The sequence below is a fragment of the Actinacidiphila glaucinigra genome, from assembly GCF_035918135.1.
Lineage (GTDB): Bacteria > Actinomycetota > Actinomycetes > Streptomycetales > Streptomycetaceae > Actinacidiphila > Actinacidiphila glaucinigra.
In genome coordinates this window covers 7,163,213-7,176,787 of the sequence record NZ_CP109144.1, presented here as the reverse complement: position 1 = coordinate 7,176,787, position 13,575 = coordinate 7,163,213, and the positions used below count along the sequence as shown (strand labels likewise).

Genomic DNA, 13,575 nt, shown 5'->3' with positions numbered 1-13,575 from the left:
TGTGCGCATGACGACGGCACGGCGGCCGGCCCCGGTGGGGGTGGGCCAGGTGGTGGCGCGCATGCGCGCGCTCGGCACGGCGCTCCCGGCGGGGGACGGGGTGGCGGTCTTCAACCGTGTCTACCTGTCCGTGACGGAGGAGCTGGACGGCCGCCTGGCGGCGGGCGGCTTCGGTGATCCAGCCGCCGCCGCGGTACTGGCGGCCCGCTTCGCCGCCCGCTACCTGCGGGCGGTCGACGCGGCGGCCGACCGCCGTACCGTCCCTGCCTGCTGGCGGCCTCTGCTGCAGTTGCGCGGCCATCGCGGCATCCGCCCCGTGCAGTTCGCACTGGCCGGGATCAATGCGCACGTGGGTCACGACCTGGCGCTCGCGGTGGTGGACACCTGCGCGGCGCTGGGTTGCGAACCACCTTCCCTGGAGCGGGACTTCGACCGCGTGGGGGAACTGCTGACGTCCGTGGAGGAACGCGTCAGGGAGGAGCTGATGCCCGGCCCCGACCTGCTGGACCTCGCCGATCCGCTGACCCATCTCGCCGGTTCGTGGAGCCTGGAACGCGCGCGGGACGCGGCGTGGGCCGCGTCCCGCGTGCTGTGGTCCCTGCGCGGACTGCCGGAGGTGTACGAGGAGTTCACCGAGAAGCTCGACGCGGGCGTCGGGCTGGTCGGCCGCTTCCTGCTGACCCCGCTGGGCCGCTGAGGTCCGGCGCGTCAGTCCTCGTCGAGCATGACCGGCGCGATCTCGTCGTAGCGGTCGCCCGGGCCCGGGTTGGTCGGGTCCGTGGTGCCGCCGAACTGGTGCATGACGCCCCACACGGCGTTGAGCGCGGTCTGCACGGCGCCCTCGGCCCAGCCCGCCGTCCAGGAGATGTCGTCGCCGGCCAGGTAGATGCCGCGCTTGTCCTCGGGCAGGGTGTCCTGCATGAAGTGGGTGAACAGGCGCCGCTGGTAGCGGTAGTGGCCCGGCAGGTTCGCCTTGAACGCGCCCATGAAGTAGGGCTCGTTCTCCCAGGACACGGTCACCGGGTTGCCGATGACGTGCCGCCGGATGTCGACCTTCGGGTAGATCTCGCCGAGCGACTTGAGCATGACCTCCATGCGCTCGGCCGCGCTCAGCGGCAGCCACTTGAGGCTGTCGTCGCACCACGTGTACGACAGGCAGATCACGGCCGGCTCGTCGGGCCCGTTGTCCAGCAGGTAAGTGCCGCGGGTCATGCGGTCGGTGAGCGTCATGCTCATCACGTCCCGGCCCGTCTCCTCGTCCTTGTCCAGCCAGAACGGCCGGTCGACGGGGACGAAGAGCTTGCTGGACTCCATGTAGTGGGTGCGCTCGATCGCCGTCCAGTGGTCGATCGGGAAGAGCGAGTCATCGCAGTCAATCTTGCTGAGGAGCATCCAACTCTGCGCGGTGAAGATCGCGGCGCGGTAGGTGCGGATGTCGCCGGCGGCGTCGGTGACGGTGATCCGGTTGCCGGCGGTGCGGTGCAGCCGGGTCACGGCCGGGCGGGGGTCGCCGTCGTGCAGGGACCTCAGCGAGGTGCCGTGCGGCCAGTGGACGATCTTGTGCGGCTCGCGCTCCCACAGCCGCAGCGGCAGTTGCTGGCTGCCGCCGACGATGCCGCGGTGGTGGTCGTCGGCCTCGGTGTAGACGACGCGCAGGATCTCCAGGATGGAGTTGGGGAAGTCGGTGTCCCAGCCGCCGGTGCCGAAGCCGACCTGGCCGAAGATCTCGCGGTGCCGGAAGGACGTGAACGCCTCGGAGTCGCAGAGGAAGCCGTAGAAGGTCTGGTTGTCGAGCTTCTCGACGAGCTTCGACCAGATCTCGCGGATGCGCGGGACGTCGCGCTCCCGCATGGCGCGGTTCATGTCCGAGAAGTCCGCGCCCTCCTCCAGGCAGGAGTTCCAGGCGTGCGCGACGTCGCGGTAGACCTGCGGCAGGTCGTCGATGGTCCGCGCGTAGTGGGACTCGCCCTTGAGGTCGACGACGGTCGACGGGGTCTCGGGGGCGAGCGGGTTGGGGAAGGGCCTGGTCTCCAGGCCCGCCAGGTCGATGTAGTGCTGCAGTGCGGTGGAGGACGGCGGGAAGCGCATCGCGCCCATCTCGGCGGTCAGCTTCTCGTCGCAGCCCTCGAAGCCGACGGTGCGCAGCCGGCCGCCGATCCGGTCGGCCTCGTAGACGACGGGCCGCAGGCCCATCTTCATCAGCTCGTACGCGGCGACGATGCCGGACAGGCCGCCGCCGATGACCGCGACCTCGGCGCCGTGCTCGATCGCCGGTATGGAGCCGAGGCCCGCGGGGCTCGCCAGGAAGTCGTCGTACGCGAACGGGAAGTCCGGGCCGAACATGGTGATCGGCGGCGCCGACCGCACCTCGGGGTGCTGCTCGTCGTGGACCGCGGTGGGCACCGTGGACGTCATGGCGTGGTTCTCCTGGCTGTGAAGCGGTGAAGCGGGCGGTGGCAGGGGGGGGGGAGGGGGTCGGGATCAGCCCAGCGAGCGGTACAGCTCGGGGCGGCGGTCCTCGAGGTAGGGGGTCTCCTCGCGGACGGCGCGCAGGAGCTCCGGGTCGGCGTCGGCGACGAGCAGCTCCTCGGTGGCTCCGGCCCGGGCGCGCACGGCGCCGTCGGGTCCGGCGAGGCAGCTCTGCCCCGCGAAGTCGAAGTCGCCCTCGGGGCCGCAGCGGTTGGCGTAGGCGACGTGCAGCTGGCTCTCGTACGCGCGGGCCGGCACGAGCGTCTGCGGGACGAACTCGTAGGGCCGCATCAGCGCGGTGGGCACGGCGAGCACCTGGGTGCCGGCGAGGGCGTGGGCCCGCACGGTCTCCGGGAACTCGACGTCGTAGCAGATGAGGAGGCCGATCCGGACACCGTCGAGCTCGGCCTGGACGACGGCCTCGTCGCCGGGGGTGAACCAGGTGCGCTCGAAGTCGCCGAAGAGGTGGGTCTTGCGGTAGTTGGCGAGACGCTCGCCGTCCGGGCCGATCAGCTGGGCGGAGTTGAAGACGCCGCAGCCGTCGCGCTCGGGGTAGCCGTAGACGATGCCGAGGCCGTGTTCGGCGGCGATCCGGGCGACCCGCGCGGCGGCGGGCCCGTCGGCCGCCTCGGCGAGGCCCGGGACCGCGTCACCGAGGGCGTAGCCGGTCAGGTACATCTCGGGCGTGACGAGCAGCCGGGCTCCCGCGGCGGAGGCCCGGCGCGCGGCGGCGTCGAGCGCGGCCAGGCTGTCGTCGACGGAGGAGGGGACGCCGCTCGGGCCTTGGTACAGCGCGGTGCGCAGCGGCGCCATGGAGCCTCTTTCGCCTGGTGGGAACCGTGTTCCGGGTCTGCCTCGACGGTACGATTCCGGGCCTCGCGGCGACAAGACGCCTCCGTTGCGCACCAACCGCCGATTCGTTGCGCGCCGGGGCCCGCCGGCGGCGATTCGTTGCGCGGGGGCGCGCGGACGGCCTCCCCGGCCGGCCGTACCCGCGGTCACCCCTCCGGCTGGTCAGGCGCCCCCGAGTAGCGCCGCAGCAGCGGCGACAGGACCAGGACGGACTTGGTGCGCTCGACGAAGGGCTCCCCGGCGATCCGCTCCAGGACCCGCTCGAAGTGGCGCACGTCGGCGGCGTAGATCTGGACGACGGCGTCCGCCTCGCCGGTGACGGTCGACGCGGACGCGACCTCCGGGTAGCGCGACAGGCCGCGCCGGATGTCCTCGGGCGAGGTGTTGTGCCGGCAGTAGAGCTCGACGAACGCCTCGGTCTCCCAGCCCAGCGCGGAGGGCTCGACGCGGACGGTGAAGCCCGTGATGGCGCCCTCCGCCAGCAGCCGGTCGACCCGGCGTTTGACGGCCGGGGCGGAGAGCCCTACGAGGGCGCCGATGTCGGCGAAGGAGCGGCGGGCGTCCTCGGCGAGGGCGTGGACGATGCGTTCGTCGAGTTCGTTCAGTCGCACTGGGGGTGGGTCACTTCTCTTCGCGGGCGAGCTGGGAACGGCGCTTGCCGTACGCGCACCAGCCTACGAGGCCGATCGCCGTCCACCCGGCGCAGCACTCCCGGGTGATCGCGTCAAAGCGGGACGCCCGGAGTGCCCCGGCCGCGCGGGCGCCCCGTCCGCTTCCGCGAACGGGGCGCCCGGCGGGGGTGGCCGCTACTGCCAGCTGGCGTGCAGCGGCTTGCCCTCGGCGTAGCCGGCCGCGCTCTGGATGCCGACGACGGCCTTCTCGGCGAACTCGGAGAGGTTGGCGGCACCGGCGTAGGTGCACGAGCTGCGGACGCCCGCGATGATCGAGTCGATCAGGTCCTCGACGCCCGGGCGGGCCGGGTCGAGGAACATCCGAGAGGTGGAGATGCCCTCCTCGAACAGCCCCTTGCGGGCGCGGTCGTACGCGGACTCCTCGCTGGTGCGGTTGGCCACGGCGCGGGCGGAGGCCATGCCGAAGCTCTCCTTGTACGGCCGGCCGTCGGCGGTCTGCTGCAGGTCGCCGGGCGACTCGTAGGTGCCCGCGAACCAGGAGCCGATCATGACGTTGGACGCGCCGGCGGCGAGTGCCATGGCGACGTCGCGCGGGTGCCGGACGCCACCGTCGGCCCAGACGTGCTTGCCGTGGCGGGCGGCCTCGGCGGCACACTCCAGGACGGCGGAGAACTGGGGCCGGCCCACGCCGGTCATCATGCGGGTGGTGCACATCGCGCCCGGGCCCACGCCGACCTTGACGATGTCGGCGCCGGCCTCGATCAGGTCGCGGACGCCCTCGGCGGAGACGACGTTGCCGGCCACGACCGGCACCTGCGGGTCCAGCGCGCGCACGGCCCTGACGGCCTGGATCATGTTCTCCTGGTGGCCGTGGGCGGTGTCGACGACGAGGGTGTCCACACCGGCGTCGAGCAGCTGCTTGGCCTTGCCCGCGACATCGCCGTTGATGCCGACGGCGGCGGCGATGCGCAGCCGCCCGCCGGCGTCGGTGGCCGGGGTGTAGAGGGTGGCGCGCAGCGCCGCCTTGCGGGTGAGGATGCCGGCCAGCCTGCCGTCGGCGTCCACGGCGGGGGCGAGCTTGCGGTTGGCGTCCTCCAGGCGGTTGAAGGCCTCGCGCGGGTCGATGTCCGCGGGCAGCAGCACGAGGTCCTTGGACATCACCACGGAGACCTGTGTGAAGCGGTCCACGCCGGTGAGGTCGTGCTCGGTGACGATGCCGACCGGACGGCCGTCCTCGACCACGACGGCGGCGCCGTGCGCCCGCTTGGGCAGCAGCGCCAGCGCGTCGGCGACGGTGGCGTGGGGGCCGAGCACGATCGGGGTGTCGAGCACGTGGTGCCGTTGCTTCACCCAGGTGATCACCTCGGTGACCACTTCGATCGGGATGTCCTGCGGGATGACCACGAGGCCTCCGCGCCGGGCAACGGTCTCGGCCATACGGCGTCCGGCGATGGCCGTCATGTTGGCCACCACGAGGGGGATGGTGGTGCCGGTGCCGTCGGGAGCGGAGAGGTCGACCGCCTGGCGGGATCCCACCGCCGAGCGGCTGGGGACCATGAACACGTCGTCGTACGTCAGGTCGTACGGAGGCTTTGCATCATTGAGGAAACGCACGTACTTCAGTTTTGCACGAGCGGAGCCGGATTGAACACGGAGGAAACTCCGGTGCTCACGAAGGGTCGCTCGTAGCTTCCTCCAAAACGATCTCGAAGCGGAGCGCGGCGGGATCGTGGAAGGCGGCGGCGTCCGCGAGGACCCGGCGGGCGGTCTGCCACTGCCCCGGCTCGGCGGCCGCGTACTCCTGCCACCCGCGGACGACCAGGCGCAGGCCGCCCTGTGCGGGGTCCGGCAGGTCGGTGAGGCAGTCGTAGAGCGCGTCCCAGTTGCGGCCGAACCACTGGGGCAGCCGCAACTGCTCGGCGCTGCGCTCCATGAACGCGCTCTTGGTGGTGACACCGTGGAGGTCCAGCACCGCCGTTGCCGTCATCTGCGGACCGCCCTGAAGGTCTTGTAGTGGTCGTCGGTGTAGTAGATCTCGCCGCCGGCCCCCGCGACGATGCGGCGGGCGCCGCGATCCGGCGCCCCGGGGGTCGGCACGGTGTACTCGCGGTAATAGTCGCTCGGGCGTGACGGCAGGATGCCCTCGAAGTTGTGGAAGACCGTGCCGTCCTTCGCGTACGGGAAGGGGCCGCCCGCGTCGATCAGGCGGAGCGTCTCCCGTGCCTCGGCGGGCAGGGTGCCGGCGGCCACGGTGGGCGGCGTCTCCACCGCCGATGTACCGGCCGACGGCAGCGAGCAGCCGGTGAGCAGCAGCGCGAGAGCGCCCAGGAGGGCGGCGGCGGTCGCGAGGAAGCGGCGGGCGGGCCCGGTCGGCATGCGGTGATGCTGTCACAGCGAGGGGCACCGGCCGCGCACGGCGCGCGGCGACGGCGCCGGGGCCCTACGCGCCCCGGGCCGCCTCGGGGTCCGCGCGGTCGAGGGCGGGGCGCGGCATGGGCGCGGTGGAGTCCAGCAGGTAGTCGGCGGCGGCGGTGTCCGTCACGATGCTGGTCACCAGACCGGACCGCAGCACGGCGTCGACCGCGGCGGCCTTGCGCAGGCCGCCGGCGATGGCGAGCACCTCGGGGATGCGGCGCAGCCGGTCCGCCTCGATGGTGATGCAGCGCTCGCCCAGGTCGCGGCCGACCAGCAGGCCCTCGGCGTCGAAGAGGTGCGAGGACATCTCCGCGGCGACGCCGAGGGAGGCGTAGTGCTCGCGCTCGGCGTCGGTCAGGGCGTCGTGGACGGTGGAGATGCCGGCCGCCCAGGAGCCGATCGACACCACGGCCACGGTGACCTTGTCGAAGTAGCTCATGGCCGCCGCGATGCCGCTCTGGGCGCGCAGCGCCGCCGCGGTCGCCGGGTCGGGCAGCACCATGGGGGCGTACATGGGGTGTGCCTCGCCGCCGGAGACGGCCGCGGCGGTGCGGACCGCCTCGACCGAGCCGCGGTCGGCGGTGCCGGCGTCGTACACGCCGGTGAGCTGGACGACCGTGCACGGCGGCAGCCGGTCGAGGGCGTTGGCCATGGTGATGATGGAGCGCCCCCAGGCGAGGCCGAGCACGTCGCCCTCGCTGACCAGTTCGCCGAGCAACTGCGCGGCGACCGCGCCCAGGTTCTCCGGGTCGGGGCCGTCGGTCTCGTCGGCGGGCGACTCGACGACGACGGCGTGCCGCAGCCCGTAGCGGGCCCGAAGGGCGTCGGAGCGTTCGGCGTCGAGTTCGGCCGGGACCCTGATCTCGATGCGCACGAGGTCACGTTCGAGGGCGGTCTCCAGGACCCGCGCCACCTTGAAGCGGCTCACGCCGAACTCCTCGGCGATCTGGATCTTGGATTTCCCCTCCAAGTAGAAGCGGCGCGCCATCGCCGCCGCCTGGACCATCTCGCCGGGGCCCATGCGCACCCCTGTGCGGCCTGTGGTCACGTTCTCTCCCCGGTTGCGCATCTGATCGGCTCCGCGCTCATCCTCGCACGTACTCCGGGGTACCGGGGCACGGTGCCCACGGAGTGGTCAGTGCGCGCAGGCGGCCGCCGCCTGCTTGCGCAGACCCCGTACCGCCTCGGCCGGGTCCTCGGCTCCGTAGACGGCGGAACCGGCCACGAAGACGTCCGCCCCGGCCTCGGCGCAGCGTTCGATGGTGGAGGCCGAGACTCCCCCGTCGACCTGCAGCCACAGGTCCAGACCGTGCTTGTCGATCAGCTTCCGCGCCCGGCGGATCTTGGGCAGCATGATGTCGAGGAAGGCCTGACCGCCGAAGCCCGGCTCCACGGTCATGATCAGCAGCATGTCGAGCTCGGGCAGCAGGTCCTCGTAGGGCTCGACGGCCGTGGCCGGCCTGAGCGCCATCGAGGCCCGCGCGCCCTTGGCGCGGATCTCCCGGGCCAGCCGCACCGGCGCGGCGGCAGCCTCCACGTGGAAGGTGACGGAGCCCGCGCCCGCCTCGACGTAGGCCGGGGCCCAGCGGTCCGGGTCGGCGATCATCAGATGGCAGTCGAGCGGGGTCTCCGTCGCCTTGCGGAGGGACTCCACGACCGGCACGCCGAGCGTCAGGTTGGGGACGAAGTGATTGTCCATCACGTCGACGTGGAGCCAGTCCGCGCCCTCGACGGCCCGCGCCTCGTCGGCGAGGCGCGCGAAGTCGGCGGAGAGGATACTGGGGTTGATCTGCACGGCCATGTGTCCAGTATGGCGGTGCCCGCCCCCTCCCCGCGCACCGGGCGTACGGCTGTGGAAAACCACCCCGCACGGCCCTTGCGGGCGTGGGATGCTGTGCGGATCGGAGAGCACTCCTCGGGGGACGCCTTGGACGAGGCGGAGGTGGCGGGTGTGAAGGCTCCACGCGGCTGGGCGGTCCTGGTCTGCGGCCGGCGCGGCAAATGGGTCGTGGTCGCGCTCTGGCTGGTCCTGCTGGTCGCGGTCGCGCCGCTGGCCCAGAGGCTCACGGACGCGCAGCGGAACGACTCCTCCTCCTGGCTGCCGGGCAGCGCGGAGTCGACCCAGGTCGTGGAGCTGCAGAAGCGGTTCCTTCCCGACACCGCCCCGGCGGTCGTGGTCTACGCGCGGCCCGGCGGGCTCACCGGGGCCGACCGTGCGACGGTCGCTCAGGACGCCGCGCGGATACGGGAGATGACCGCGCACGGCGTCTTCGGCGACCGCACCGTCGGCCCGGTGTACGAGAAGCGCACCGCCGGCCCGCGCGCCGCGCAGCTCATCGTCCCCATCGGCATGGACGAGGGCGGCTGGACGGGCCTCGCGAACGCGGTCGCCGGCATACGCGCCGTCACCGCCGACGACACCGGTGGCCTCGAGGTGCACATCACCGGACCGGGGGGCTTCGCGGCCGACTCCGCCGAGGCGTTCGAGGGCATCGACGGCACCCTGCTGTACAGCGCCCTCGCCGTGGTCGTCGTCATCCTGCTGCTGACCTACCGCAGCGTCACCCTCATCCTGCTGCCGGTCGTCTCGGTCGTCGGAGCGCTGTTCACCGCGCAGGCGGCTGTCTACCTGCTGGCCGAGCACGCCGATCTCGTCGTCAACGCGCAGAGCGCGGGCATCCTCACCGTCCTGGTGTTCGGCGCCGGAACGGACTACGCGCTGCTGCTGGTCGCCCGCTACCGCGAGGAGCTGCGCCGACACGAGGACCGCCACGAGGCCATGGCGCTGGCCCTGCACCGGGCGGGGCCGGCCATCGTCGCCAGCGCCGCCACGGTCGCGGTGAGCATGCTGTGCCTGCTGGCCGCGGAGATGAACTCGACCTCCGGGCTCGGCCCGGTCGCCGCCGTCGGCATCGCCATCGGCCTGGCCGCCATGCTGACGCTCTTCCCCGCCCTGCTGGTCATCGTGGGCCGCTGGGTCTTCTGGCCCAGCGTCCCGCACGTCGGCTCCGCCGAGCCCACCCGGAGCGGGCTGTGGTCCCGGGTGGGCCGCCGCATCGACCGTCGTCCGCGCGCGGTGTGGGCGGGCACCGCGGCCGTGCTGGCGGCGCTCTCGCTGGGTCTGATCACCCTGGAGGCGGCGGGGCTGAGCAACGCCGAGAGCTTCACCGGCACGCCGGACTCCGTCACCGGGCAGCAGGTCGAGGCCCGCTACTTCCCCGCCGGCTCCGGGCAGCCGCTGGTGGTGATCGCCGACGCGCGGGCGGCCGGGCAGGTCGAGGCGGCGCTCGGCGGTGTCGAGGGCGTCGCGCCCGGCTCCGCGGTCGTGCCGAAGGGCGCGCCCGCGCAGAAGGACGGCCTGGCGTATCTGGAGGCCACGCTCACCGACCCGGCCGACAGCCAGGCCGCCAAGGACACCGTGGACCGCGCCCGCGAGACCCTGCACGCACTGCCGGGCGCCGACGCCAAGGTCGGCGGCGGCACGGCGGCGCAACTCGACGCGGGTCGTGCCGCGGCGCGCGACAACAAGCTGCTCATCCCGATGATCCTCGTCGTCGTGCTGGTGATCCTCGGCATCCTGCTGCGGGCCCTCACGGCCCCCCTGGTGCTCATCGCGACGGTGGTGCTCTCCTTCGCCGCCGCGCTCGGCGTCAGCGCGCTCGCCTTCCGGCACGTCTTCGGCTTCCAGGGCGAGGACACGGCGTTCCCGCTGTTCGTCTTCGTGTTCCTGGTGGCGCTGGGGATCGACTACAACATCTTCCTGATGACGCGGATCCGCGAGGAGAGCGCGCTGTCCGGGACCCGCGAGGGCACCCTCACCGGTCTCGCCGCGACCGGCGGCGTGATCACCTCCGCGGGCCTGGTGCTCGCCGGCACCTTCGCGGCCCTGGCGACGCTGCCCGTCGTCGGCTTCGCGGAGATCGGCTTCGCGGTGGCCTTCGGTGTCCTGCTCGACACCATGGTCGTACGGTCGGTGCTGGTCACCGCGCTGACCCTCGACATGCGGCACCGCGTGTGGTGGCCGAGCCGGCTGGACCGTCCCCGCGCCACCGCGGACCCGGCCGGGGAGCAGGCGGCGCTGGACGCCCCTCGCAGCGGTCCATGAGCCCCGGACAGCGGTGACCGCCCGCGCCGGGCGCGGGCGGTCACTGCGGGACGGCGTGTGTCACGCGTTGGGTCGCTTGCCGTGGTTGGCGCCCTTCTTCTTCCGGGCGCGCCGCTTGTTGCCTCGCTTGGACATGATGCCCAACTCTCTCGTACGGGACATTTCGACCGCGGTCAGTCTATGACCGTCCCCGGCGGGCGGCACATCGGTGACACCGGGCGCCCACCGGGCGCGCACGCCGGGTCAGTCCGGGAAGTGCTCACGCATGAAGGTGTTCCGGAAGACCCCGGACGGGTCGAGCCGGGCGGCGAGCGCCCGGAAGTCGTCGTAGCGCGGGTAGAGCTCGCGCAGTGCGCCGGGAGACGGGGTGGTGAAGAGCTTGCCCCAGTGCGGGCGGGCGGAGAAGGGGCGCAGCGCCTCCTCCACGACCCGGACCGCCCGCGCCACCGCCTCGGCGTCCGGGGCCCAGGTGAAGTGGAAGGCGACGCTGTCCCGTCCGTACGCCGGGCTGAGCCACAGGGAGTCGGCCGCCACGGTGCGGATCTCGCCGATGAGCACCTCGGACGAGAACCGCTCCCGCACCTGCCACAGGGCGTCGAACGCGGCCACGGCGTCACGCCGGTCGACGAAGAACTCCGACTGGATCTCCTCGCCGCTGCTCGGGGTGAACTCCAGGCGGAAGTGCGGCAGCCGCGCGTACCAGGGGCCGACGAGCCCCTGCTGCGGCGTGCAGTGCGTACCGGGCATGCCCGGGATGGGGTGCCGCGGCCCGTCGGCCGCGGTCGCGCCGAACCACGTCCGCGGTGCGGGCTCCGTCCCGTCGGCCTCGACCCGCTCCTTGAGCCACACCTGGTCGACGGCACGCTCCCGCCAGCGGGTGAAGCCCGAGACGCTGTACCCGGCCGACATCACCGCGTGGAAGTTCTCCCGGAACTCCTCCCGCGGCATGTCCTCGTAGACGGTCTGGCGCACGGCGAAGGCCGGGACGAGGTCGAGGGTCAGCCGGGTCACGACGCCCAGGGCGCCGAGGGCGACGACCGAGCCGTCGAAGTCGGCCTCGCCCCGCCGGACCTCGGCGAGCCCGCCGTCGGCGGTCACCGTGGTCAGCGCGCGGACCGCGCCGGCCAGGCTGCGCCGCCCGGTGCCGGAGCCGTGGGTGCCGGTGGCGCACGCCCCGGCCACGGAGATGTGCGGCAGCGAGCCGAGGTTGTGCAGCGCCAGACCCGCCTCGTCGATCGCGCGGACGATCTCGCCGAAGCGCAGCCCCGAACCGACCGTGGCGGTGCGCTCGGTGCGGTCGACCTCGATCACGGCGGGCAGCCGGGAGGTCGAGACGTGCTCGCCGTCGGTGTCGGCGACGGTGCTGAAGGAGTGCCGGGTCCCGAGGGCGCGCACCCGTGGGGACCGGGCCACGATCTCCTGCAGCTCGGCGACGGACTCGGGGTGGTGGAGCCTTCGTGCGGTGAAGGCGACATTGCCGCCCCAGTTGCTCTCCGCGGGCATCGCGGTCGTTCCTTCCTGTCCGGCCCCCGCCGCCGGCCGCCGCGCGGTGCGCGGCCTGCCGGTCCGGCGGTTCCGGGCCTGCCGTTCCATGACGATTCTCGCCGCTGCGGACGGCGGCGGCGGACAGGGGTGCGCCATGGGGCCGGGCGCGCCGGGTCCCACCCGCTCCTGCAAGTATTGACGTGACCCCGTCACCCTGGCATGGTCTAGACCTAGCTGGGCTCAACGGGTCGGTGCAGCAGGGAAGTTCACGCCGCCCTGGACACGACGCACACCGCGCCGCGCCCGTGCGCGACCTCCACGGAACCACCCGCGCCTGCCGTGCGGAGCACCCCCGCGAAGCTCCCTCCCCCACGACCACGGCCCCGGGCCGGGTAAGGAGCGACTCCCCCATGTCCACGCCCCTCGCCGGACGGCTTCCCGCAGGACGTACCGTCCTCGGCCCGTCCGCGGTCTTCGCCGTCCTCGCGGCGCTCCTGGCCACCCTGTTCGTCGCGACGCCGACCGCCCGCGCGGCGGACGGCCAGATCAGCGGCCTGGCGGGCAAGTGCGTCGACGTCGCCGCGGCGAACAACGCCAACGGCACCGCCGTACAGCTCTACGACTGCAACGGGACCGGCGCCCAGCGCTGGTCCAACCCCGGCGACGGGACGCTGCGCGCCCTCGGCAAGTGCCTCGACGTCGTCGACCGCAGCACCGCCGACGGGGCCGCGGTCCAGCTGTGGGACTGCTCCGGCAGCGCCAACCAGCAGTGGGTCGTCACCGCGGCGCGCGACATCGTCAACCCCGCCGCCGACAAGTGCCTGGACGTCAGGGGCAACAGCTCCGCCAACGCCACGCGGCTGCAGATCTGGACCTGCACGGGCGGGGCGAACCAGAAGTGGAACGCCCCCGCCAGCGGCGGTGGCGGCGGCACCAACCCGTCCGGATTCGTGGTCAGCGAGTCCCAGTTCAACCAGATGTTCCCGGGCCGCAACGGCTTCTACACCTACAGCGGCCTGGTCGCGGCGCTCAGCTCCTACCCGGGCTTCGCCAACTCCGGCGGCGACACGGTCAAGAAGCAGGAGGCCGCCGCCTTCCTCGCCAACGTCAGCCACGAGACGGGCGGATTGGTGTACGTGGTCGAGCAGAACACCGCCAACTACCCGCACTACTGCGACTGGGGCCAGCCCTACGGCTGCCCGGCCGGCCAGGCGGCCTACTACGGCCGCGGACCGATCCAGCTCAGCTGGAACTTCAACTACAAGGCCGCCGGCGACGCCCTCGGCATCGACCTGCTGGGCAACCCCTGGCGCGTGGAGCAGGACGCGGCCGTGGCCTGGCGCACGGGTCTTTGGTACTGGAACACCCAGAACGGCCCCGGCAGCATGACCCCGCACAACGCCATGGTGAACCAGGCCGGCTTCGGCCAGACCATCCGCTCCATCAACGGCTCCCTGGAATGCGACGGCCGCAACCCGGCGCAGGTGCAGAGCCGGGTGAGCAAGTACCAGCAGTTCACGGCGATCCTCGGGGTCGGCCCCGGCGGCAACCTCTACTGCTGAGCTGCCGAGCCACCGCCGCGCGGGTGCGGTCCGGACCTCCGGACCGCACCCGCGC

Annotated in this window: 13 protein-coding genes; 3 read left to right on the top strand and 10 right to left on the bottom strand. The window is 72.9% G+C overall.

Translation table 11 applies throughout. The features are described 5' to 3' along the window. Positions 1-7 precede the first annotated feature (7 nt). Positions 8-697 (top strand): DUF5995 family protein, encoded by a 690-nt coding sequence (locus tag OIE69_RS32345; protein WP_326577802.1) that lies wholly within the window; start codon positions 8-10, stop codon positions 695-697. A gap of 11 nt (positions 698-708) precedes the next feature. Here the strand turns inward: OIE69_RS32345 and OIE69_RS32340 are convergent, their stop codons facing one another. The 8 genes from OIE69_RS32340 to rpe form a co-directional block, all read right to left on the bottom strand. Beyond that, the gene (locus OIE69_RS32340; RefSeq protein ID WP_326577801.1) at positions 709-2,415 is read right to left on the bottom strand and encodes a flavin monoamine oxidase family protein; all 1,707 of its coding nucleotides are present in this window, start codon (positions 2,413-2,415) and stop codon (positions 709-711) included. Between the two features lie 66 nt (positions 2,416-2,481). Next, positions 2,482-3,282: a carbon-nitrogen hydrolase family protein gene (locus OIE69_RS32335; protein WP_326577800.1), complete on the bottom strand. Its 801-nt coding sequence runs from the start codon at positions 3,280-3,282 to the stop codon at positions 2,482-2,484. A gap of 185 nt (positions 3,283-3,467) precedes the next feature. Continuing rightward, on the bottom strand, positions 3,468-3,932 hold the full coding sequence (locus OIE69_RS32330; protein WP_089227804.1) for an Lrp/AsnC family transcriptional regulator: 465 nt from the start codon (positions 3,930-3,932) through the stop codon (positions 3,468-3,470). Between the two features lie 195 nt (positions 3,933-4,127). Next, on the bottom strand, positions 4,128-5,576 hold the full coding sequence (locus tag OIE69_RS32325) for a GuaB1 family IMP dehydrogenase-related protein (RefSeq protein WP_326581483.1): 1,449 nt from the start codon (positions 5,574-5,576) through the stop codon (positions 4,128-4,130). A 46-nt stretch (positions 5,577-5,622) separates the two neighbouring features. Continuing rightward, positions 5,623-5,940 (bottom strand): barstar family protein, encoded by a 318-nt coding sequence (locus OIE69_RS32320; RefSeq protein ID WP_326577799.1) that lies wholly within the window; start codon positions 5,938-5,940, stop codon positions 5,623-5,625. Further along, the gene (locus OIE69_RS32315; protein ID WP_326577798.1) at positions 5,937-6,329 is read right to left on the bottom strand and encodes a ribonuclease domain-containing protein; all 393 of its coding nucleotides are present in this window, start codon (positions 6,327-6,329) and stop codon (positions 5,937-5,939) included. Before OIE69_RS32315 ends, OIE69_RS32320 begins: the two co-directional genes overlap by 4 nt. Before the next feature lie 64 nt (positions 6,330-6,393). Then, positions 6,394-7,437 carry a sugar-binding transcriptional regulator gene (locus tag OIE69_RS32310; RefSeq protein WP_326577797.1) on the bottom strand — a complete coding sequence of 348 codons (1,044 nt, stop codon included), beginning with the start codon at positions 7,435-7,437 and terminating at the stop codon, positions 6,394-6,396. A 66-nt stretch (positions 7,438-7,503) separates the two neighbouring features. Beyond that, positions 7,504-8,169 carry a ribulose-phosphate 3-epimerase gene (rpe, locus tag OIE69_RS32305; RefSeq protein ID WP_326577796.1) on the bottom strand — a complete coding sequence of 222 codons (666 nt, stop codon included), beginning with the start codon at positions 8,167-8,169 and terminating at the stop codon, positions 7,504-7,506. A 150-nt stretch (positions 8,170-8,319) separates the two neighbouring features. On the opposite strand from rpe, the gene OIE69_RS32300 reads away from it, so the two are divergent. Next, positions 8,320-10,473 carry an MMPL family transporter gene (locus OIE69_RS32300; protein ID WP_326577795.1) on the top strand — a complete coding sequence of 718 codons (2,154 nt, stop codon included), beginning with the start codon at positions 8,320-8,322 and terminating at the stop codon, positions 10,471-10,473. Between the two features lie 60 nt (positions 10,474-10,533). Here the strand turns inward: OIE69_RS32300 and OIE69_RS44800 are convergent, their stop codons facing one another. Both OIE69_RS44800 and OIE69_RS32295 read right to left on the bottom strand, forming a co-directional pair. Then, positions 10,534-10,608, bottom strand: coding sequence for a 50S ribosomal protein bL37 (locus tag OIE69_RS44800; protein ID WP_373297613.1), 75 nt, complete (start codon positions 10,606-10,608; stop codon positions 10,534-10,536). Between the two features lie 108 nt (positions 10,609-10,716). Beyond that, on the bottom strand, positions 10,717-11,976 hold the full coding sequence (locus OIE69_RS32295; protein WP_326577794.1) for an FAD-binding protein: 1,260 nt from the start codon (positions 11,974-11,976) through the stop codon (positions 10,717-10,719). 392 nt (positions 11,977-12,368) lie between these two features. Here OIE69_RS32295 and OIE69_RS32290 point away from each other — a divergent pair, with 392 nt between their 5' ends. Continuing rightward, a complete protein-coding gene (locus tag OIE69_RS32290) occupies positions 12,369-13,520 on the top strand; it encodes a glycoside hydrolase family 19 protein (RefSeq protein WP_326577793.1) in 1,152 nt (383 codons plus the stop codon). The last annotated feature ends 55 nt before the right edge of the window (positions 13,521-13,575 follow it).

Excerpts from the sequence above, each read along its gene's own strand:
- OIE69_RS32345 (WP_326577802.1), top strand. The coding sequence starts at position 8 with ATGACGACGGCACGGCGGCCGGCCCCGGTGGGGGTGGGCCAGGTGGTG.
- OIE69_RS32340 (WP_326577801.1), bottom strand. The coding sequence starts at position 2,415 with ATGACGTCCACGGTGCCCACCGCGGTCCACGACGAGCAGCACCCCGAG.
- OIE69_RS32335 (WP_326577800.1), bottom strand. The coding sequence starts at position 3,282 with ATGGCGCCGCTGCGCACCGCGCTGTACCAAGGCCCGAGCGGCGTCCCC.
- OIE69_RS32320 (WP_326577799.1), bottom strand. The coding sequence starts at position 5,940 with ATGACGGCAACGGCGGTGCTGGACCTCCACGGTGTCACCACCAAGAGC.
- OIE69_RS32315 (WP_326577798.1), bottom strand. The coding sequence starts at position 6,329 with ATGCCGACCGGGCCCGCCCGCCGCTTCCTCGCGACCGCCGCCGCCCTC.
- OIE69_RS32310 (WP_326577797.1), bottom strand. The coding sequence starts at position 7,437 with ATGCGCAACCGGGGAGAGAACGTGACCACAGGCCGCACAGGGGTGCGC.
- rpe (WP_326577796.1), bottom strand. The coding sequence starts at position 8,169 with ATGGCCGTGCAGATCAACCCCAGTATCCTCTCCGCCGACTTCGCGCGC.
- OIE69_RS32295 (WP_326577794.1), bottom strand. The coding sequence starts at position 11,976 with ATGCCCGCGGAGAGCAACTGGGGCGGCAATGTCGCCTTCACCGCACGA.
- OIE69_RS32290 (WP_326577793.1), top strand. The coding sequence starts at position 12,369 with ATGTCCACGCCCCTCGCCGGACGGCTTCCCGCAGGACGTACCGTCCTC.